We start from the raw sequence: 18,692 nt of genomic DNA, 5'->3' as shown, positions 1-18,692 counted from the left end.
CCTTGCCCTCAATCGAAATGCACGACCTTCTCGAGGAATTCGCGTGTACGGGTCTCTCGGGGCTGGGTGAAGATCTGCTCGGGGGGGCCTTGTTCGACCACCTTGCCATTAGCGCAGAACACCACGCGCGTGGCGATGTGGCGGGCAAAGTGCATGTCGTGGGTGACGATGATCATCGCCATCTTCTGCTCGGCCAACTGCATCATCACGTTCTGCACTTCGATGACCATTTCAGGGTCCAAGGCCGAAGTGACTTCGTCGAACAACATCAGGCGTGGCTCGAGCATCAATGCACGAGCAATGGCCACCCGCTGTTTCTGGCCACCGGAGAGTTGGCTCGGGTAAGCATGCAGCTTGCTTTCCAGACCCAGGCGAGCGAGATAGGCGCGGGCCTTCTCGGTGGCTTCGGCCCTGCTCAAGCCGTGGACCTTGACCGGAGCCAGGATCAGGTTGCCCAGTACCGACAGGTGTGGGAACAAGGTGTAGTGCTGGAATACCATGCCGATCTGCTTGTGCAGAGTTTCATCCAGTGGTTTGCCCATCTTGCGGCTGCCATCGATATAAGGCTTGCCCTGGAACTCGATGCTGCCGCCTTGTATGCCTTCCAGCCCCATGAGCACGCGCAGCAGCGAACTTTTGCCGCTCCCGGATGGGCCAATGATGACCAGGCGGTCGTCGGCGCGCATGTCCAGGTTCATGCCATCCATGACCACCAACTGCTCCGAGTAGGCCTTGCGCACGTTCTGAAGCTGGATGAAACAGCCGCCCTGGCCGGAGTTTGGGATGAGCGAAGCCCGTGGCTGCGAAGCCACCAAATGAGGAGTAGTCATTACGGTTGTCTCCACGAGGGCGCCCTTGTCCAGAGCCCTCGGCACGTCAGCAGGAGTTACTGGGCTTTTTTGCCCGCGATGATCTCGGTGGAAGCCTTGTCCACCAGTCTGTCGATTTCGCCGGCCTCGCGGCGCTGCGTCAGGTAGGCGTCGAGCTGTGCCAGGTCCTCGGGCGGCGTCTGCAGGGCGAGGGCGAAGGACACGCCTTGTTTGGCCAATGCCGGCACCGGCAGCACCTCGTGGGTCCAGTCGTTGGCCATGGCGAACAGGTGGTTGGTGTCGTTGGCGTCAGCCAGGATGTCCGCGCGCTTGGACATCAGTGCCATACGGGTTTCATCGGAGCCAGGAAGGCGCATGAGGGTGGCGTGCTTGACCGCTGCGGATACTGCCTTGTCGGCAGCCGTGCCAGAGATCACGGCAATGGTGACACCGGGCCTGTCGTAGTCGGCGAGGCTATTGCCAGCCCCGGCAAACTTCGGGTTCTTCTTGTTTATGAGCAGCGAGATCTGATAGTCCGTGGCCGGTACGGAAAATGCGACGGCTTTCGCGCGCTCGGGTGTCTTGTTGAGCGCCATCGCCATGTCCCACTTACCGCTTTGTAGGCCAGCAACTTGGTTATCCCAGCTGGTGTCGACGAACTGCGCCTTCACCTTCAGGACGTTCTCGGCGAAGTCGCGGCAGAGGTCGACGAAAAAGCCGCTGTATTGGCCTGTCGCCGGGTCACGCATCACATAGGGAGCGGCTACCGCTGCACCGCAACGAAGTACCCCGGCTTGCTGGACGTCGTGCCAGGATTGGGTCTCGGCTTGAGCGGTTGGCTGTATTAGCAGCATGAACGCTGCCGCCAGGCCCGCGACACCGCCGATTTTGCTTGAAAGGAACCGTGCCATTTCGATCTCTCCGGTAATTTGTTCTTGTAGACAGAAGAGCAAGCAACTAACGATCACTGTTTTTATTGAGTGCCACAATGTGTGCAGCAATGCATTCAGGCTATTGCGATTCTCGTACGACTGTCAACACGCCTGAAATAATTTTTTGAAGCAAAAAGCCCCCGATCAAGGCACAAACGACCGGAGGCACTGAGCGCGGACGGTAATGTTGTACGTCAGGCAGGGGCGCCACTGAGCTGGAGCGCATCTATGAAACGATCGAGGATGAGATTTTGTCGGCGCCCCTTGCGGGTAGCGATAGCAAGCTTGGAGTCGAAATACAGCCGTCCGGGATCCAAGGGCGCCATGAGGCCCTTCTCGACCCAAGTGGCAGCGTAATGGTCGGGAAGGAACCCGATGTAGCTGCCGGTTAGAATCAGAAACGCTATGCCCTCTCGGTCCGTTGCCGACGCCGCGAAATTCAGCAATTGATGCAAACCTATCGCTTCGGCGGTCATCCTGTACGCCGGAATGACAGCGTCCGCCTGAGCCAATTGTTCATCGCTGACCTTGGCGGCCTGGGTAAAAAGCGGATGCTCGTGGCTACAGTAAAGGTTGGACCGCTCTTCATAGAGCAGGCTGTAATCCAGGCCTGACAAAGGCGTGATCAACGGCACGGCACCCACGTGCAAACGGCCATCGAGTAGTCCGCGCTCGATTTCACCCGGGGTGCTCATGCTGAGATTGATGCGAACGCCACTGCCTTCGGCGCGCACGGCCTTGAGTGCATGCGTGATACGCATTTTCGGCTGAGTGACCAGGTTGTTCACGATCGCGACGTTCAGGTCGCCGCGCAGGTGCTGGTGCATCTGGTTCACTTCGCTGCGGAAGCCCTCGATTGCCACTAGCACGGTTTCGCTGGCACGCAGCACCTCACGGCCTTCATCGGTCAAGGCGAAGCCGGCGCGGCCACGCTGGCAAAGGCGCATCCCAAGACGTTTTTCCAGATCGCCCATGTGCAGGCTGATGGCTGAGCGGGTGATCCCCAGCACGCTTTCTGCACCGGAAAAACTGCCACATTCCGCCACGGTCTTGAAAACCCGCAGCAACTTCAGATCGAAATCACTTACCTGGTGCAAGGGTGTTTTTCTTGTCATGCGTGAGTAAACCAATAACTGAGCTAAAGAAAATACAGATTTAACGTACATTACGATTCGGTTCAAGCTAGAGGCCACCCCCAGCTCAGGATTGCGGACATGACCCAGGCCCTGCACACGACAATTCCCTTGGCTAGCTGCCTTCAGCTGGAATCCCACTGGATGCCGTTCTCCTCGAACCGCAACTTCCGCAAGGACCCGCGCTTCATCGTGGGAGCCAAGGGAAACTGCTTGATCGACGAACAAGGACGGCAGGTATTCGATAGCCTGTCCGGGCTGTGGACATGCGGTGCAGGCCATTCGCGGCAGGAGATTGCCGATGCAGTAGCGCGGCAATTGACGACACTGGATTATTCACCGGCTTTTCAATACGGCCATCCGCTCGCTTTCAAGCTGTCCGAAAAGATCGCCAGTCTGACGCCGGGCAACCTCGACCATGTGTTCTTCACTGGTTCCGGTTCCGAGTGCGCCGATACCTCGATCAAGATGGCACGCGCCTACTGGCGCCTGAAAGGCCAGCCCCAGAAAACCAAATTGATCGGTCGCGCGCGTGGTTATCACGGGGTCAATGTCGCCGGCACCTCCTTGGGCGGTATCGGTGGCAATCGCAAGATGTTCGGTCAACTGCTGGACGTCGATCATCTACCCCATACCTTGCAGCCAGACCTGGCCTTCACCAGGGGGGCCGCCGAGCAGGGTGGGGTCGCACTGGCCAATGAGCTACTAAAGCTGATTGAGCTCCACGATGCCTCGAATATCGCCGCGGTGATTGTCGAGCCCATGTCCGGGTCAGCGGGGGTGATCGTACCGCCGCTGGGGTATCTGCAGCGTCTTCGCGAGATCTGCAATCAGCACGACATCCTGCTGATTTTCGATGAAGTAATCACGGCGTTCGGGCGGATGGGCACCATGACCGGGGCGGAGTACTTTGGCGTAACCCCGGATCTGATGAACGTGGCCAAGCAGGTCACCAATGGTGCCATTCCGATGGGCGCGGTGATTGCCAACAGCGAGATTTATGACACCTTCATGTACCAGGCAGCGCCGGAGTACGCGGTCGAGTTCCCCCACGGATATACCTATTCCGCTCATCCCGTAGCTTGCGCAGCGGCATTGGCGACGTTCGATCTGCTCGAGAAGGAAAATCTGGTCCAGCAATCCGCTGAACTGGCGCCCCATTTCGAGAACACCATTCATGCGCTCAGAGGTGCGAAGCACGTCGTCGACATCCGCAACTGCGGATTGGCAGGCGCTCTGCAAATCGCGCCACGTGACGGCGACGCGATCGTGCGCCCCTTCGAAGCCGGCATGGCGCTATGGAAAGCTGGTTTCTACGTCCGCTTCGGCGGCGACACGCTGCAGTTCGGCCCGACATTCAACACCAAGCCCCATGAGCTGGATCGCTTGTTCGACGCCGTGGGCGAAGCCCTGCAACACGTCAACTGATCGACTGCCCCCGTCCGGTGGGGCGCTTCTTGTCTACACGCAGCTTGTGACCAAGCTTTGAGGAATGAAGATGAGCATTATCCAGCATTTGATTCACGGTGAACACGTCGCAGACGACGCTCGCACCACTGACGTATTCAACCCCTCCACAGGCCAGGCGATTCACAAACTTGGCCTGGCGAGCCGTGCAACCGTGCAGAAGGCCATCGACTCTGCCCAGGCGGCGTTCCCGGCCTGGCGTAACACTCCGCCTGCCAAACGCGCCCAAGTGATGTTCCGCTTCAAGCAGCTGCTGGAAGCGAACGAGCAACGTATCGCCCAGCTGATCAGCCAGGAGCACGGCAAGACCATCGAGGACGCAGCGGGTGAGCTCAAGCGCGGTATTGAAAACGTAGAGTTCGCCACTGCTGCTCCGGAAATTCTCAAGGGTGAATACAGCCGCAACGTCGGCCCGAACATTGATGCCTGGAGCGACCTGCAGCCGATCGGCGTCGTCGCCGGTATCACGCCGTTCAACTTCCCGGCGATGGTACCGCTGTGGATGTACCCGCTGGCTATCGCCTGTGGTAACTGCTTCATTCTCAAACCATCCGAGCGCGACCCAAGCTCGACTCTGCTGATCGCTGAACTCCTGCATGAAGCCGGTCTGCCCAAAGGTGTGCTTAACGTGGTCCACGGTGACAAAGAGGCGGTGGATGCGCTGATCGAAGCGCCTGAGGTGAAGGCACTGAGCTTCGTGGGCTCGACCCCCATCGCCGAGTACATCTATGCCGAGGGCACCAAGCGTGGAAAGCGCGTCCAGGCTCTCGGTGGGGCTAAGAACCATGCCGTGCTGATGCCCGATGCCGAGCTGGACAATGCCGTGAGCGCACTGATGGGCGCTGCCTACGGCTCGTGCGGCGAGCGCTGCATGGCAATCTCCGTGGCGGTGTGCGTGGGTGATCAGGTGGCCGATGCGCTGATTGCCAAGTTGGAGCCGCAGATCAAGGCGCTGAAGATCGGTGCGGGCACTTCTTGCGGGCTGGACATGGGGCCTTTGGTGACTGCTGCGGCCCGCGACAAGGTGCTTGGCTATATCGATGACGGTGTCGCCGCTGGTGCCAAGGTGGTTGTCGATGGCCGCGGCTTCAAGGTCACCGGCAACGAGGACGGCTACTTCGTCGGGGGTACCTTGTTCGACCGCGTCACGCCTGAAATGCGTATCTACAAGGAGGAGATCTTCGGCCCGGTATTGTGTGTGGTTCGTGTAAGCAGCCTGGAGGCCGCGATCAAGCTGATCAATGACCACGAATATGGCAACGGCACCTGCATCTTCACTCGCGATGGTGAATCTGCTCGCCTGTTCTGCGACGAGATCGAAGTGGGGATGGTCGGCGTCAACGTGCCCCTGCCGGTGCCGGTCAGCTATCACAGCTTCGGTGGCTGGAAACGCTCGTTGTTCGGCGACCTGCATGCCTATGGTCCGGACGGTGTGCGCTTCTACACCCGTAAGAAAGCGATCACCCAGCGCTGGCCCAAGCGTACCAGCCACGAAGCCGCACAGTTCGCGTTCCCAAGCAACAGCTAAGTGAGCGTCGAGTTCGAGTGGCAGCGTCAGTGACTGTTCTGACGGAGAAGGTCAATGACGCTGCCTCTCGCCCCCTGGGCCTGACGGACCAGGCGGCAGTAACTTCTCACCATTCGTCGAAGGCTCTGGCTGGAGACCTCGCCGCCACCACGCTGGCGGCATTTCTTTGTCCGGCAGGGCACAAGCGTTAATCGAAGAGGTCCATAAGCACCATGGCAATTACCAACCAATACGTTAAAGATCTTGATCGTGAGTACGTGTTCCACTCCTGGTCCACTCAAGGCACGCTGAACCCGTTGGTGATCGCGGGAGGCAAGGGCTGCACCGTTTGGGATCATGAAGGCAAACGGTACCTTGACTTTTCCAGTCAGCTGGTCAACACCAACCTGGGGCACCAGCACCCCGCGGTGGTTGTGGCAATCCAGGAGCAGGCAGCCACACTGACCACCATTGCCCCGGCTACCGCCAACCTGATGCGCGGCGAGGCCGCCAAGCGCATCATCGAACAGGCACCGAAGGGCTTCAGGAAAGTATTCTTCACCAACGGTGGGGCGGATGCGAACGAGAATGCGATCCGCATGGCCAGGCTTTTCACGGGGCGGGACAAGGTGCTCTCCGCCTACCGCTCCTACCATGGCAACACGGGCTCGGCAATTGTCGCCACCGGTGATCCGCGTCGTGTGCCGAACGAATACGCCCGTGGCCATGTGCATTTCTTCACGCCCTATCTGTATCGCAGCGAGTTCAGCGCGCAGAACGAGACCGAAGAAACCGAACGCGCGCTGCGTCACCTGCGTCGGGTAATCGAAAGCGAAGGTTCGGCTTCGATCGCAGCCATTCTGCTCGAAAGCCTCCCAGGCACAGCAGGCATCCTGATGCCATCTGCAGCTTATATCCAAGGCGTTCGCAGGTTGGCCGATGAGTTCGGAATTCTGCTGATTCTTGACGAAGTCATGTCTGGTTTCGGCAGGACGGGAAAGTGGTTCGCCTTGGAGCATTACGGCGTTGTGCCTGATCTAATCACTTTCGCCAAGGGCGTGAATTCGGGCTACGTACCGGTTGGCGGGGTGGTCATTTCGGAGCAGATCTCCAACTACTTCGATACCCGGTACTTCCCAGGCGGCCTGACCTATTCCGGCCACCCGCTTGCCATGGCGTCGATCGTTGCCGCGATCGACGCCATGCGTGAGGAACGGGTGGTAGAGAATGCTCTGGACATTGGAGCCAATACGCTTGGCCCTCGTCTACGCGACCTGCAGCAACGTCATGCGGCAATCGGCGAAGTGCGTGGCGCAGGCGTGTTCTGGGCGTTGGAATTGGTGAGCGACAGAGAAAGCCGCGCACCTCTGCCAGCCGAAAAGATGCAGGTATTGAAAACCAGGCTCCTGGATAGCGGGTTATTGCCATTTATAGTCGACAACCGCATTCATGTCGTACCCCCTTGCGTGGTCACGGCCGAGGAAATCGAGGCAGGGATCGCCATTCTGGATGAAGTGATCGGCTCTGTGTTGGGTTAAGGCACTGGCAGATCGGGCTGCGCGAAGCAGTCATGATCCGGGGCCGTGTCCTCGCCGCCATCTGTTGGCGGCGTTTTCTTGGAAGCTCGATCATTGCAAGCTTCCGTGCTCGGGAAACTTGCACGCTTGCCAAGGGGTCATTGGTACATCTTGATCAATGAGGGTGACTTTTCATGTCCATACGTCATGCATGTACGTGGGCGGTAGTAGCAGCCTTGGCGCTGGTCGGTTGTGACAAGGCCGAGCAGGCCCAGGAACACCGTGAGAACGCCAGGGAGAAAATGGCTGAGGCGCGGGAGAAGATGAACGAGGCTGCCCAAGAGAATGCGCAGGCCACGAAGGATCAAGCCGAGGCGGACCGTACCAGGGTCAAGGAGGCAAGTGGGCCTGCGCCGGAGAATCCACCGTTGGTGCCGGCTGAACCGACCGTTGCTCCAGGTCAGGTAGACAAGCAATAGTAAGGCGTTGTACCAATCCGCTCCTACCGGCTCTTGATGTAGGCCGGTAGGCAAGGGGACAAGCCTGTCAGGCAGGCTCTGGAACGGCGAGCATGCTTGGCAGGGCAGGCTGGATACCAGCCATTGCATCAGCCAGGAAGAACCAGGTCTCGAGCACCGAGTCCGGGTTCAGCGACACGCTCTCGATGCCCTGTTCCATCAGCCACTTGGCCAGGTCAGGGTGGTCCGACGGGCCCTGGCCACAGATGCCGATGTACTTGCCCGCCCGGTTGCAGGCGGCGATGGCATTGGCCAGCAGCTTCTTCACTGCAGGATTTCGCTCGTCGAACAGGTGGGCGATGATGCCCGAGTCGCGGTCCAGGCCCAGGGTCAGCTGGGTCAGGTCGTTGGAACCGATGGAGAAGCCGTCGAAATACTCCAGGAACTCGTCGGCCAGCAGCGCGTTGGACGGCAGCTCGCACATCATGATCACCCGCAGGCCGTTGTCGCCGCGGGCCAGGCCGTTCTCGGCAAGCAGCTCGACCACCTGGCTGGCCTCGCCCAGGGTGCGCACGAACGGCACCATGATCTCGACGTTGGTCAGGCCCATCTCGTTGCGCACACGCTTGAGGGCGCGGCACTCGAGCTCGAAGCAGTCGCGGAACGACTCGCTGATGTAGCGCGAGGCACCGCGGAAGCCCAGCATCGGGTTCTCTTCCTCCGGCTCGTACAGCTTGCCGCCGATCAGGTTGGCATACTCGTTGGACTTGAAGTCCGACAGGCGCACGATGACCTTCTTCGGATGGAACGCCGCGGCCAGGGTGCTGATGCCCTCGACCAGCTTCTCGACATAGAAGCCGACCGGGTCGTCATAGCCGGCGATGCGCTTGTCCACGCTGTCCTTGAGCTCGGGCGGCAGGCCGGCGTAGTTGAGCAGCGCCTTGGGATGCACGCCGATCATGCGGTTGATGATGAACTCCAGGCGCGCCAGGCCGACACCTTCATTGGGCAGCTGGGCGAAGTCGAAGGCGCGGTCCGGGTTGCCGACGTTCATCATGATCTTGAACGGCAGCTCGGGCATCGCATCGACCGAGTTCTGCTTGACGTCGAAGCCCAGCTCGCCCTCGAAGATGTAGCCGGTATCGCCCTCGGCGCAGGACACGGTGACCCCCTGGCCATCCTTGAGCACCTGGGTGGCGTTGCCGCAGCCGACCACCGCCGGGATGCCCAGCTCGCGGGCGATGATCGCCGCGTGGCAGGTCCGCCCGCCGCGGTTGGTGACGATGGCGCTGGCGCGCTTCATCACCGGCTCCCAGTCCGGGTCGGTCATGTCCGAGACCAGCACGTCGCCTGGCTGGACCTTGTCCATCTGCGAGACGTCCTGGATCACCCGCACCTTGCCGGCGCCGATGCGCTGGCCGATGGCGCGGCCCTCCACCAGCACGTTGCCCTTCTCCTTGAGCAGGTAGCGCTCCATCACGTTGGCGCTGGCGCGGCTCTTCACCGTCTCCGGGCGAGCCTGGACGATGTACAGCTTGCCGTCGTCGCCGTCCTTGGCCCATTCGATGTCCATCGGCCGCTGGTAGTGCTGCTCGATGATCAGCGCCTGCTTGGCCAGTTCGGTGACTTCTGCGTCGCTCAGGCAGAAGCGCGCGCGCTCGGCACGCTCGACCTCGACGGTCTTGACCGAGCGACCGGCCTTGGCTTGCTCGCCATAGACCATCTTGATCGCCTTGCTGCCCAGGTTGCGGCGCAGGATGGCCGGGCGCCCGGCCTGCAGCGTCTGCTTGTGCACGTAGAATTCGTCAGGGTTGACCGCTCCTTGGACCACGGTCTCGCCCAGGCCGTAGGCGCCAGTGATGAACACCACGTCGCGAAAGCCCGACTCGGTGTCGAGGGTGAACATCACCCCGGCGGTGCCGGTTTCCGAGCGGACCATGCGCTGCACGCCGGCCGACAGGGCCACCAGCTTGTGGTCGAAGCCCTGGTGCACGCGGTAGGCGATGGCGCGGTCGTTGAACAGCGAGGCGAACACCTCCTTGGCCGCGTGGATCACGTTGTCGACGCCACGGATGTTGAGGAAGGTCTCCTGCTGGCCGGCGAAGGAAGCGTCTGGCAGGTCTTCGGCGGTGGCCGAGGAGCGCACGGCCACGGCCATGTTGTCGTTGCCCTGGGCCATTTCGGCGAAGGCCGTGCGGATTTCGGCATCCAGGCGCGCCGGGAACTCGGCTTCCATGACCCACTGGCGGATCTGCGCGCCGGTCTTGGCCAGGGCGTTGACGTCGTCGACGTCCAGTGCGTCGAGCGCGGCATGGATCCGCTCGTTCAGGCCGCTCTGCTCGAGAAAGTCGCGGTAGGCCTGAGCCGTAGTGGCGAAGCCGCCCGGCACCGAGACGCCGGCTCCGGCGAGGTTGCTGATCATCTCGCCCAGGGATGCGTTCTTGCCCCCTACGTGCTCCACATCATGGACGCCGAGCTTATCGAGGGAAACTACATAATCAAGCACGTTGAAAATCTCCAGAATTGAGGCGCGCCGCACCATGCAAGTGCGCCGGGTGATTCAGGCCGTAGCACTTCCCTTGAGTCGAGCCATGGCTGTGCGGTGGGTCTTTCTCGCAGTCAACAAGCCCAGGCAGATAATGAGGATGGTCAACAGGCCGGTGGCGGTGATCTCGGTGCGATAGGCTGGGATGAAGAACATGCTCAGTAATGCCCCGCTGATGAACGCGATCACCGCCCAGGTCAGCCACGGGAACAACCACATGCGCAACTGCAGCGGTTCACCGCTGGCCAGCAATTTCTTGCGCAGGCGCAGCTGGGACACGGCGATGACCAGGTATACCAGCAAAGCTACGGCTCCGGACGTTGCCAGCAGGAAGGCGAACACGCTTTGCGGCGCGAAATAATTGATGAATGTCGCCACGACACCCAGCACGGTGGTCGAGGCTACGGCGGCACGCGGGACCTGCATCACAGTGGTGCGGCCAAGGAATGCTGGCGCATCGCCTCGTTGAGCGAGGGAGTAGAGCATGCGCGAACCGGTGTACACTTGGGAGTTCATGCAGCTGGCCACGGCCACCAGCACGACGATATCCATCAGCAGCTTGGCGTTGGGAATATTCATGATTTCCAGCGCGCGTTGGAACGAGCCTACTTGTGGCAAGCGTGGGTCATTCCACGGCACGATGGACAGAATCATGACAATCGACAACAGGTAGAAGATGCAAATGCGCCATACCACCGAGTTGGTGGCTCGCGTGATCTGCCGCGTGGGATTGTTCGACTCTGCCGCGGCAATGGTCACCACCTCAGCGCCGATGAAGCTGAACATGGTGGTGAGCATCGCCCCGATGATTGCGTGCAGGCCGTTGGGTGCGAAGCCGCCATGTTGCGCCAGCAGCCGCTCCAGCCCGCTTACTTCCCTTCCGGGCAGCAGGCCCAGCAGCGCTGCCGCGCACACGCCGATGAAACCGATGATGGCAAGGATCTTGAGTAGCCCGAACCAGAATTCGAACTCACCGTAGCGAGCAACGCTGAAAAAATTCGACCCAGTCACTAGCACGATCACCGCCGATGCGAATATCCAGGTATCTACAACGGGAATCCAGGCGTTCAGAATGTTGGCTGCAGCGATCGCCTCCAGCGGAATCGCCAGCACCCAGAACCACCAATAGAGCCAGCCGATGCTAAAACCTGCCCAACGACCGATTGCACGATCGGCATAGGTGGAAAACGAACCGGTGTCTGGGGAAGCGACTGCCATTTCACCTAGCATGCGCATGACAAGAACCACCAAGGTGCCGGCACACACGTAGGCCACTAGGGCCGCGGGACCGGCCTTGGCTATTGCATGGCCCGAGAAGACGAATAGCCCCGCGCCGATCACTCCGGCAATCGAAAGCATGGTGACATGGCGTTGTTTCAAACCAGCTGCAAGTGATGTATTGGGCATGGAAGAACTCGTTAATTGTTTTTGGAACGTTCTGATCCCTGAAACAAGGCGTCCTGGCATGTCGCGCAGGCGAATCTGGGAGTTGACCCCGTGGCGTCTAGGCTTGGTGAGGAAAACCTGCATGACGATTCTGCTGCGTTGAAAACAGCTCGGGGTGTTCATCTACCCTTGTAGACGTCGCGCCTGGCCTGTTTTCGCCTTGCCTTGCCGGATCGCTGCTCGGTTATTTCCTGAAAATCCTAGCGCTGAAAGGGGCAGCCCTCGGGCAATGCCAATGCGCCACGGTCATGACCGAGCAACTCGCACAACGCATCGACGATAAGCTGATGATCTTGCCGATCAGGTAAACCCGAGACAGCAATGCTGCCGATGACGCCCGCGCCCTTCACGATGATGGGAAAGCCACCACCCACGTCGCTGTAGTCCGCCGCGGCCAAATGATAGCGCTGGGTGATGTTCTGCTTCTCAAGGGCCAGCTCATAGCGGATTCGGTAGGAGCTGCGCAAAAAGCGCTGCACGGTCCGCTGCTTGCGTTTGAGCCAGTCAAGATTGTCGGAGGTGACGCCGGGCCGGGCGGCGAAAAACAAGGGGCGATCGAACCTGCGCACGTCGATCGCCAGCGGCCACGACTCGGCTGCCGCCTGGTCATAAAGGTATGCACCCAACTGCCAGGCAGTTGTTTCATCAAAACGCGAATATTGAAGTTTTTCCTCTTGGCGAACCAGTAATGCCAACTCGTCTGCGAGGTTCATCGGAGTTCTCCTTATGACAGTCCGCAAGCCAGCCATGGCTCAATGATCCTCGACAGCTTGGGCTGAATATCAGGTGAGTTAAATCCATTTTCTCTTATGTACAGATTCGTTTTTTCTGTCGTGATTTTTGTTTCTCGTAGCATCGGGGCCTAGCGTGTTTTTCTTTTGCGTCCCTGTTGACAGATCTGGGCTTCATTCTTAATGTGAATGCAAGAATGCACACAAAATAGCATGCATTTCGGTGCCTTACCTTCCTGCCAAAAACAATGATCATCAGTGAGGTTCAAAATGGTTCACTCGATCTCGTCTTCGCTTAAAAGGTTCCTGATTGGCGCTGGTTTGTGTGGCGCCTTGCTGGCTCAGTCAACAGTCCAGGCCGCTGAGGGTTCGTTGTGGCAGACGGTGCAGAAGGCAGGTGTTTTGCGCTGTGGCGCCGCAGTAGCTGCGCCGTATGTGATGCGAGACGCCAAGACTGGCGATTACAGCGGTTACTTCGTCGATCTCTGTCGGGATTTCGGTGAAAAGGTTTTGAAGGTCAAGGTCGATTTCGTCGATACCAACTGGGACAACCTCGTCGCTGGGCTGCAAAGCAACAAATGGGACTTGGCCATGGCGTTGAATCAGACACCCGAGCGAGCGTTGGCCGTGGCGTTCACAGTACCGGCCACCGATTATCAGGTATCGCTCCTGGTGAACAAGAACAACCCCAAGGTTGCTGACGTTAAGGACGAGATCGCAGGGCTGGACAAGCCAGAGGTCACTTTTGCCGTCATGTCGGGCACTGCTCAGGACAAGGCCATTTCCTCTGTCGTGCGCCATGGCAAGATCATGCGTTTGCCGGGCATGGACGAGGCTCGCCTGGCGGTCATGTCCAAGCGCGCCGACGTATTGGTCGATGCCAGCGATACCAACCACCTTTTCGCTCTGGCAAATCCTGATTGGACCCGCGAGATCCTGCCTAGGCCTGCCTTGGCCAAGCAAGGCGTCTCATTTGGGGTTCGGCGCGACATTTCCGCTGCAGACCTGGAGGTCCTGAATATCTATCTGCGGCAGCGACGCGACACGGGCGAGATTCAACAGCTGGTTGATAAAGCATCCGCTGCCGCCAATTCGACCAAGTGATCAGCGCCACCTGGCCGCTCGCTGACGTCGCGGGCGACCTTTGGCGACTACAACAATGTAAGGTGACCACAGATGAATGACCTGACACGCCCCCTGGCTGGGCAGAATGTTCTGGTAACCGGCGCCTCGGGTGGCATCGGCGCCGCGATTGTCGAGCAACTGGCAGCTGAAGGGGCCCGGCCGCTGATTCACTACAGCCGCGACGCGCTAGGCGCGCAGAAGTTGTTGGATCGAATTGGCGGAAGGGGCTGGATCGTGCAGGGCGACCTGAGCGAGGAGACCGGTCCTGAGCGGCTGTGGCAGGTTGCGCTGGACTTGGCTGGTGGAAGGATCCATGGTTTGGTCAACAACGCCGGCATTCGGACCGAGATACCGCTGGAGGCCTCATCTTCCAGTTGGCGCGAGGCTTGGCGGCGCGAGTTCCAGGTCAATTTCTTCGCTGCTGCTGATCTCTGCCGGGAAGCGGTCGGGCACTACCGCGCACGGGGTGGCGGTCGAATTATCAACATGGCCAGTCGCGCTGCGCAGCGTGGTTATACTGTCGAGGCTTTGCCCTACGGTTCGAGCAAGGCGGCGCTGATCAACCTGACCAAGTCCTTGGCTCGAAGTGTCGCGGGGGAGGGGGTGGTAGCCGTGGCCATTGCGCCGGGGTGGGTGCGCACGGATATGGCGGAGCAGTTCGTCGCTCAGCATGGCGAGGCCGCGGCTGTCTCTGACATACCTGTCGGACGCATGGCCAGCCCGGCAGAGATCGCTGAGCTGGTGGCTTTTACGCTGCGTCCTTCACAAGCTTCTTTGAACGGTGCGACATTGGACGTCAACGGTGGAAGCTACATTCGCTGAGCAGTCATAGGTGGCTCGGCATTGGTGAGGGCCGGAGTCGGTGTGGCGCTGGCAATCGACTTTGGGTTGCGCGAATCGATCTACGCCACAACTGACTTTTTCGGCAATGGATAACATCTTCACGCCGAGCACTTCGAACTGATCGGTTCACTAGGCCCGGTGTGAAGCAATGGGCAGGCTTGGCCGTTGCGGTGGCCTTGATGATGGTCTTCATACGGCATGTCGGCTTCTCCTGCATCAGGGAGACGCCGGATGGACGTCACCTCGCACAGGTGCCAGACTTTCAAGCCATGTTTGACCGCCGGCCAGACAATCGAGAAATCCGGCATAGTCTTGGCACCTGAGGGCGACCCCAGAAGCTGTCGTTGCGGTAGTCGCTCTCCCAACGCTCGACGCCATGGCTGTCGGTTATTTGCGTCGGAGCAGCGGGCCGTCGTCGCAGCAGGAAGCCAAGCATCGAACTGAACAAGCCAGCGTTGAAGAGTTCGCCATCGTAGTCCGTCACGCCGATGCGGTTGGGCACTTCATCCTGTCCTGTGGCGGTCCGTGCACCGAGCAACTCGATGACTTCGGCGTAATAGCGCTCCATGCCGGCTTGGTTCACCAGCGGATGATGGCCATCTCGATAGGTCGGGCTGGCAGGTTTGGCCAGCATGCCGGCATGTACATGGCTGCCGCCGCTAACGTGGGATGACAGACTAGATTGATGCCCTTGCCATGATACGCCTCGACGAAGCCTTTTCGATTAAGCCGCAGTTGCCCTTTGAAAAGCTATCAACGAACCGAGCGCAGTCCGTGAGTGAATGCCTTTACACCTTGGGGCAGGGGCGCCAGATCCTTGAGCCGATCGATCTGTTCGACACCGTGCCCCGCCATGGACCGTCTCCAGCATGACCACCTCGCACCCGACCTGGACGAGGCGCCAGGCCGCGAAGGCACCATCGAAGCCACTGCCCAGCACCACCGTCTGCCCCTACGTTGTCATGCCCTTGTTCCTCTGGTCAGGCCAGTGTCGTATCGGCCTCGCTGACTGGTGCGTTGGCGTTGGCATCGCGCTCACGCAGGGCCGCGATCAGGCGATCCGCAACGTTCGCCGCCCAGGCCGCGATCGAGAGGCTGGGGGCACCGCCAGGAGAGGCGGGCAGGGCAGCCGCATCGGCCACGAAAAGCCCTGGATTGTCGAACACCTCGCCGTTGGCACCCACCACGCCCTCGGCGATCGATGCACCCAGACATGCTCCCCCGACCGGGTGGACGGTTACCGGATTGCGAGGCGCGTACACTTTCGTGCCAGTGGCGCGCTCGATATTGCCGATCTCATCGTGAATCTGTCCGTAGATTGGGTTTTCGCAAGTTTTGTAGTTGATCCGGAAGCGGCCCTTGCGCATCGCCATCGTGCCAGTATTGTTGTCACCACCGAAGGCGATGATTACCGACTGCCTACGTAGCCAGCCCTTGAGCAACGGGGGCATGGGTATGGTGTCCAGGCCCTGGATGCTGGCGCGAAGCACGAGCACATCGTTGCGCGAGTCCTTCAGGCGGAAGGGGGAGCCGATGGGCATGCCCCTGGACAGATCCTTGTGGCTGTTCTCCTTCCACAAGCCAAAAAAATCGCCATTGCCGCCAAAGCCCATCCCCAGTCGCGGCATGCCCTGCAGCCCATGCTGCACGTCGCGACTCTTGAGCAGCAGGCGCACGCTGCCGAGGCCGCCAGCAGCAAGGATGACATGCTCGGCAAGGATGATCTCTCGAGACCCTTTGTCATGGTCGCGGTAGGCGACTTCGTAGCGCATGCCATCCTGGGTCGCAGCGCCAAGACGACGAATCGCCGTGACTTCACACATTGCCTGGACTTTCAAGCCTTTTTGCATGGCCGGCCAGAGTGTCGAGAAATCCAGCGTGGTCTTGGCGCCCGAAGGGGAGCCCAGGAAGCTGTTGTTCTGCATGTCGCACTCGATACGCTCCACGCCGTTGCGATCGACCCGCTTGGTAGGGTGGCCCGGGTTCTCTGGCATCAGGAAGGCTACGGCGGGGTGCCCAAGGCATTTCAGCGTGCCGTCATAGTCTGTCTGTTCGATGCTGTTCGGGACCTGGTCGTTGGCTGTGAGCGGCCGGGCCTGGTAGGTGGCGAGAAGCTCCTGGTAATAACGCTCCATATCGGCTGCGCACAAGTCTGGGTGACGGTTATCCCAATACTCGGGCAGCAAGGGGCGGTCCATGAAACCGGCATATACATGGCTGCCGCCGCCGACACCTGACGAGCAGATGACGTTGATGCCATCACCCTGGTAAACCTCGATGAAGCCCTTTCTGTTCAGGACGACATCATGCTTGAGTCGATGCGAACCGATGCACCGCAGAGCGTGGGTATAAGCCTTGCTCCCTTGAGGTAGGGGAACCAGGTTCTGGATGCCAAGGGAGCGGTTGGGAAGCGTGTCGCGCCACGGGCCACGCTCGAGCACCAGTACTTCACGCCCGGCTTCGGCAAGGCGCTGCGCGGCGATGGCGCCACCGAAACCACTTCCGACAATCAGAACTTCTACTTTTCTTTGCATCCTATGACCCGCGAAGACAGCGTTACTGATAAGCAATGCGAGAAGTCAACTTCCCGGCCGACGATATTGGGCGCCTGTTGCCAGGATGGGAACAAGAAAAGAAAACTTGGCATCGGGCAAAAAAAACTTCTGCTTCTGGGCAACATTGTCGCAGCGGCAAGCTTTGGCTCATGCCTGTGCCGCGCGCGCAGCGATTGACGTGCCAGTCTCGGCTGATGACGAAGATTTTCTTTCCTGTCGGCCTAATTAAACTCGTTTGGATGGCGTGGGTAGCTACTACCAGAATTACTTGTCCACCAGCTTGGCCAGGAAGTGTTCCAATCGATGGTAAGGAGACATGGCGCATGAAAGGCAATACCTACAAGGCAATGCAGGTCACCCGTCCGGGTGAGCTGGAAATGGTCGAGCGAGAAATACCCACGCCCGGCGTTGGCGAGGTGCTTGTCAGGGTCGAAGCTTGCGGGATTTGCGGTGCCGATGCCGGCGCGATCGAAGGTGTCGAGGGCGGCCTGCAGTTGCCACGAGTACCCGGGCATGAAGTCGTGGGCCATATCGTCGCCCTGGGCGAAGATACGTCAAGGCTCTGGCGTGTCGGTCAGCGGGTAGGTATTGGGCGCCTGGGCGGCCATTGCAACACTTGCAAGCAATGTCGGCGTGGATATTTCAACCTGTGCCTGGACCAGCCGGTGGTAGGTAGTTCGCAGGATGGCGGGTATGCGCAAATGATGCTGGCTCGCGCCACGGGCCTGGTGGCAATTCCTGATGCACTGGGCGCGGTCGAGGCTGCACCGCTGCTGTGCGCTGGTATCGCTACCTTCAATGCATTGCGAAAGTCAGGTGCCCAGGCTGGGGATCTAGTGGCCATCCAGGGCATAGGCGGCCTGGGACACCTGGCGATTCAATATGCGCAGCGAATGGGTTTCAAAGTCGTTGCGATTGGCCGTGGCGACGACATCACCGAGCAGGTATTGCGACTGGGAGCGCATCTCTACATCGACAGCCAGGTAGAAGACCCTGTAGTACGCTTGAAGGCCATGGGCGGTGCGCAGGTCGTCCTTAGCACCATCACCGACAGCGATGCCGTTTCACCGCTCATGGCAGCGCTCGCTCCACAGGGAACATTGCTGATCGTCGGCGTCGGCCGGCAACCGCTGAGCATCATGCCAGGGACATTGGTGGGAGGTGAGCGCAGCGTTCAAGGTGCCATTACCGGAACCCCGTATGAATCCGAGAAAACCTTGGACTTCAGCGTGATGGCCGGTGTACGCGCACAGATTGAAACTCTGCCGCTGGAGCGGGCCTGGGAAGCTTACCAGAGGGTGCGCTCTGGCGCGGTTCAGTTTCGCATGGTGCTGACCATGGGCGACGGCGGATCTGCATGACTTAGTGCTTCATGGTCGCCAGTCCTCTGGTGGCACTCAGGCATGCCATGCAGTAGTGCCAAAACTGCGTGAACTCATCGACCGGAAGCAGCTTCATCCTTGGCATTGGTCTGGTACCGCAGGATGGCCAGACCCTGAGCTTTTGCCCGTTGGGCAATTCATCATTTCAAGACCTACCCAGGAGACAGTTGCATGTTCATAGGATTTATCCCTGTTCTAGTGGCGTTCGCCGCAACGTTGGCATCGTTCAGGCATCTTGGCCT

General features: G+C 59.8%; 15 protein-coding genes. 7 read left to right on the top strand and 8 right to left on the bottom strand.

Annotation, left to right across the window (positions count from 1 at the left end; genetic code table 11):
• Window positions 1-8: 8 nt before the first annotated feature.
• The 3 genes from ACY8GK_RS06700 to ACY8GK_RS06690 all read right to left on the bottom strand — a co-directional run bounded on the left by ACY8GK_RS06700 (window position 9) and on the right by ACY8GK_RS06690 (window position 2,856).
• Complete coding sequence (locus tag ACY8GK_RS06700) at window positions 9-830, bottom strand: amino acid ABC transporter ATP-binding protein (protein ID WP_462402667.1); 822 nt, start codon at window positions 828-830, stop codon at window positions 9-11.
• Between the two features lie 56 nt (window positions 831-886).
• Complete coding sequence (locus ACY8GK_RS06695) at window positions 887-1,720, bottom strand: substrate-binding periplasmic protein (protein WP_462402666.1); 834 nt, start codon at window positions 1,718-1,720, stop codon at window positions 887-889.
• A gap of 215 nt (window positions 1,721-1,935) precedes the next feature.
• On the bottom strand, window positions 1,936-2,856 hold the full coding sequence (locus ACY8GK_RS06690) for a LysR family transcriptional regulator (RefSeq protein ID WP_462402991.1): 921 nt from the start codon (window positions 2,854-2,856) through the stop codon (window positions 1,936-1,938).
• 99 nt (window positions 2,857-2,955) lie between these two features.
• Here ACY8GK_RS06690 and aptA point away from each other — a divergent pair, with 99 nt between their 5' ends.
• The 4 genes from aptA (at window position 2,956) to ACY8GK_RS06670 (ending at window position 7,844) form a co-directional block, all read left to right on the top strand.
• On the top strand, window positions 2,956-4,302 hold the full coding sequence (aptA, locus tag ACY8GK_RS06685) for an omega-aminotransferase AptA (RefSeq protein WP_462402665.1): 1,347 nt from the start codon (window positions 2,956-2,958) through the stop codon (window positions 4,300-4,302).
• 70 nt (window positions 4,303-4,372) lie between these two features.
• Window positions 4,373-5,869, top strand: a complete 1,497-nt coding sequence (locus tag ACY8GK_RS06680; protein WP_462402664.1) for a CoA-acylating methylmalonate-semialdehyde dehydrogenase — start codon at window positions 4,373-4,375, stop codon at window positions 5,867-5,869.
• Window positions 5,870-6,081: 212 nt separating this feature from the next.
• Window positions 6,082-7,386, top strand: a complete 1,305-nt coding sequence (locus ACY8GK_RS06675; protein ID WP_462402663.1) for an aminotransferase class III-fold pyridoxal phosphate-dependent enzyme — start codon at window positions 6,082-6,084, stop codon at window positions 7,384-7,386.
• Window positions 7,387-7,559: 173 nt separating this feature from the next.
• Window positions 7,560-7,844: a hypothetical protein gene (locus ACY8GK_RS06670; RefSeq protein ID WP_462402662.1), complete on the top strand. Its 285-nt coding sequence runs from the start codon at window positions 7,560-7,562 to the stop codon at window positions 7,842-7,844.
• 67 nt (window positions 7,845-7,911) lie between these two features.
• Here ACY8GK_RS06670 and ppsA read toward each other — a convergent pair whose 3' ends face one another.
• From ppsA to ACY8GK_RS06655, 3 genes are all read right to left on the bottom strand, one after another.
• Window positions 7,912-10,329 carry a phosphoenolpyruvate synthase gene (ppsA, locus tag ACY8GK_RS06665; RefSeq protein WP_462402661.1) on the bottom strand — a complete coding sequence of 806 codons (2,418 nt, stop codon included), beginning with the start codon at window positions 10,327-10,329 and terminating at the stop codon, window positions 7,912-7,914.
• Between the two features lie 54 nt (window positions 10,330-10,383).
• The gene (gabP, locus tag ACY8GK_RS06660) at window positions 10,384-11,775 is read right to left on the bottom strand and encodes a GABA permease (protein ID WP_462402990.1); all 1,392 of its coding nucleotides are present in this window, start codon (window positions 11,773-11,775) and stop codon (window positions 10,384-10,386) included.
• 239 nt (window positions 11,776-12,014) lie between these two features.
• Entirely contained in the window at window positions 12,015-12,527 is a 513-nt protein-coding gene (locus ACY8GK_RS06655) for a heme-degrading domain-containing protein (RefSeq protein ID WP_462402660.1), read from the bottom strand.
• A gap of 288 nt (window positions 12,528-12,815) precedes the next feature.
• Between ACY8GK_RS06655 and ACY8GK_RS06650 the strand changes: the two genes are divergently transcribed.
• Together ACY8GK_RS06650 and ACY8GK_RS06645 are read left to right on the top strand one after the other, a co-directional pair.
• A complete protein-coding gene (locus ACY8GK_RS06650; RefSeq protein ID WP_462402659.1) occupies window positions 12,816-13,649 on the top strand; it encodes a substrate-binding periplasmic protein in 834 nt (277 codons plus the stop codon).
• Window positions 13,650-13,721: 72 nt separating this feature from the next.
• Window positions 13,722-14,492: an SDR family NAD(P)-dependent oxidoreductase gene (locus ACY8GK_RS06645; protein WP_462402658.1), complete on the top strand. Its 771-nt coding sequence runs from the start codon at window positions 13,722-13,724 to the stop codon at window positions 14,490-14,492.
• A gap of 283 nt (window positions 14,493-14,775) precedes the next feature.
• On the opposite strand, the gene ACY8GK_RS06640 is transcribed toward ACY8GK_RS06645, so the two are convergent.
• Together ACY8GK_RS06640 and ACY8GK_RS06635 are read right to left on the bottom strand one after the other, a co-directional pair.
• The gene (locus ACY8GK_RS06640) at window positions 14,776-15,147 is read right to left on the bottom strand and encodes a hypothetical protein (RefSeq protein ID WP_462402657.1); all 372 of its coding nucleotides are present in this window, start codon (window positions 15,145-15,147) and stop codon (window positions 14,776-14,778) included.
• Between the two features lie 346 nt (window positions 15,148-15,493).
• A complete protein-coding gene (locus tag ACY8GK_RS06635; RefSeq protein ID WP_462402656.1) occupies window positions 15,494-17,083 on the bottom strand; it encodes a GMC oxidoreductase in 1,590 nt (529 codons plus the stop codon).
• On the opposite strand from ACY8GK_RS06635, the gene ACY8GK_RS06630 reads away from it, so the two are divergent.
• A complete protein-coding gene (locus tag ACY8GK_RS06630; protein WP_462402655.1) occupies window positions 17,083-18,429 on the top strand; it encodes an alcohol dehydrogenase in 1,347 nt (448 codons plus the stop codon). The genes ACY8GK_RS06635 and ACY8GK_RS06630 overlap by 1 nt on opposite strands.
• Window positions 18,430-18,692 lie beyond the last annotated feature (263 nt).

The sequence above is a fragment of the Pseudomonas sp. Marseille-QA0332 genome (assembly GCF_054950175.1).
The sequence above is the reverse complement of the archived record's forward strand: the minus strand, read 5'-3'. Positions and strand labels throughout refer to the sequence as shown.

Excerpts from the sequence above, each read along its gene's own strand:
- ACY8GK_RS06690 (WP_462402991.1), bottom strand. The coding sequence starts at position 2,856 with ATGACAAGAAAAACACCCTTGCACCAGGTAAGTGATTTCGATCTGAAG.
- ACY8GK_RS06700 (WP_462402667.1), bottom strand. The coding sequence starts at position 830 with ATGACTACTCCTCATTTGGTGGCTTCGCAGCCACGGGCTTCGCTCATC.
- ACY8GK_RS06680 (WP_462402664.1), top strand. The coding sequence starts at position 4,373 with ATGAGCATTATCCAGCATTTGATTCACGGTGAACACGTCGCAGACGAC.
- ACY8GK_RS06650 (WP_462402659.1), top strand. The coding sequence starts at position 12,816 with ATGGTTCACTCGATCTCGTCTTCGCTTAAAAGGTTCCTGATTGGCGCT.
- ACY8GK_RS06640 (WP_462402657.1), bottom strand. The coding sequence starts at position 15,147 with ATGCTGGCCAAACCTGCCAGCCCGACCTATCGAGATGGCCATCATCCG.
- aptA (WP_462402665.1), top strand. The coding sequence starts at position 2,956 with ATGACCCAGGCCCTGCACACGACAATTCCCTTGGCTAGCTGCCTTCAG.
- ACY8GK_RS06630 (WP_462402655.1), top strand. The coding sequence starts at position 17,083 with ATGCGAGAAGTCAACTTCCCGGCCGACGATATTGGGCGCCTGTTGCCA.
- ACY8GK_RS06695 (WP_462402666.1), bottom strand. The coding sequence starts at position 1,720 with ATGGCACGGTTCCTTTCAAGCAAAATCGGCGGTGTCGCGGGCCTGGCG.
- ACY8GK_RS06655 (WP_462402660.1), bottom strand. The coding sequence starts at position 12,527 with ATGAACCTCGCAGACGAGTTGGCATTACTGGTTCGCCAAGAGGAAAAA.
- ACY8GK_RS06645 (WP_462402658.1), top strand. The coding sequence starts at position 13,722 with ATGAATGACCTGACACGCCCCCTGGCTGGGCAGAATGTTCTGGTAACC.
- gabP (WP_462402990.1), bottom strand. The coding sequence starts at position 11,775 with ATGCCCAATACATCACTTGCAGCTGGTTTGAAACAACGCCATGTCACC.
- ACY8GK_RS06670 (WP_462402662.1), top strand. The coding sequence starts at position 7,560 with ATGTCCATACGTCATGCATGTACGTGGGCGGTAGTAGCAGCCTTGGCG.
- ACY8GK_RS06675 (WP_462402663.1), top strand. The coding sequence starts at position 6,082 with ATGGCAATTACCAACCAATACGTTAAAGATCTTGATCGTGAGTACGTG.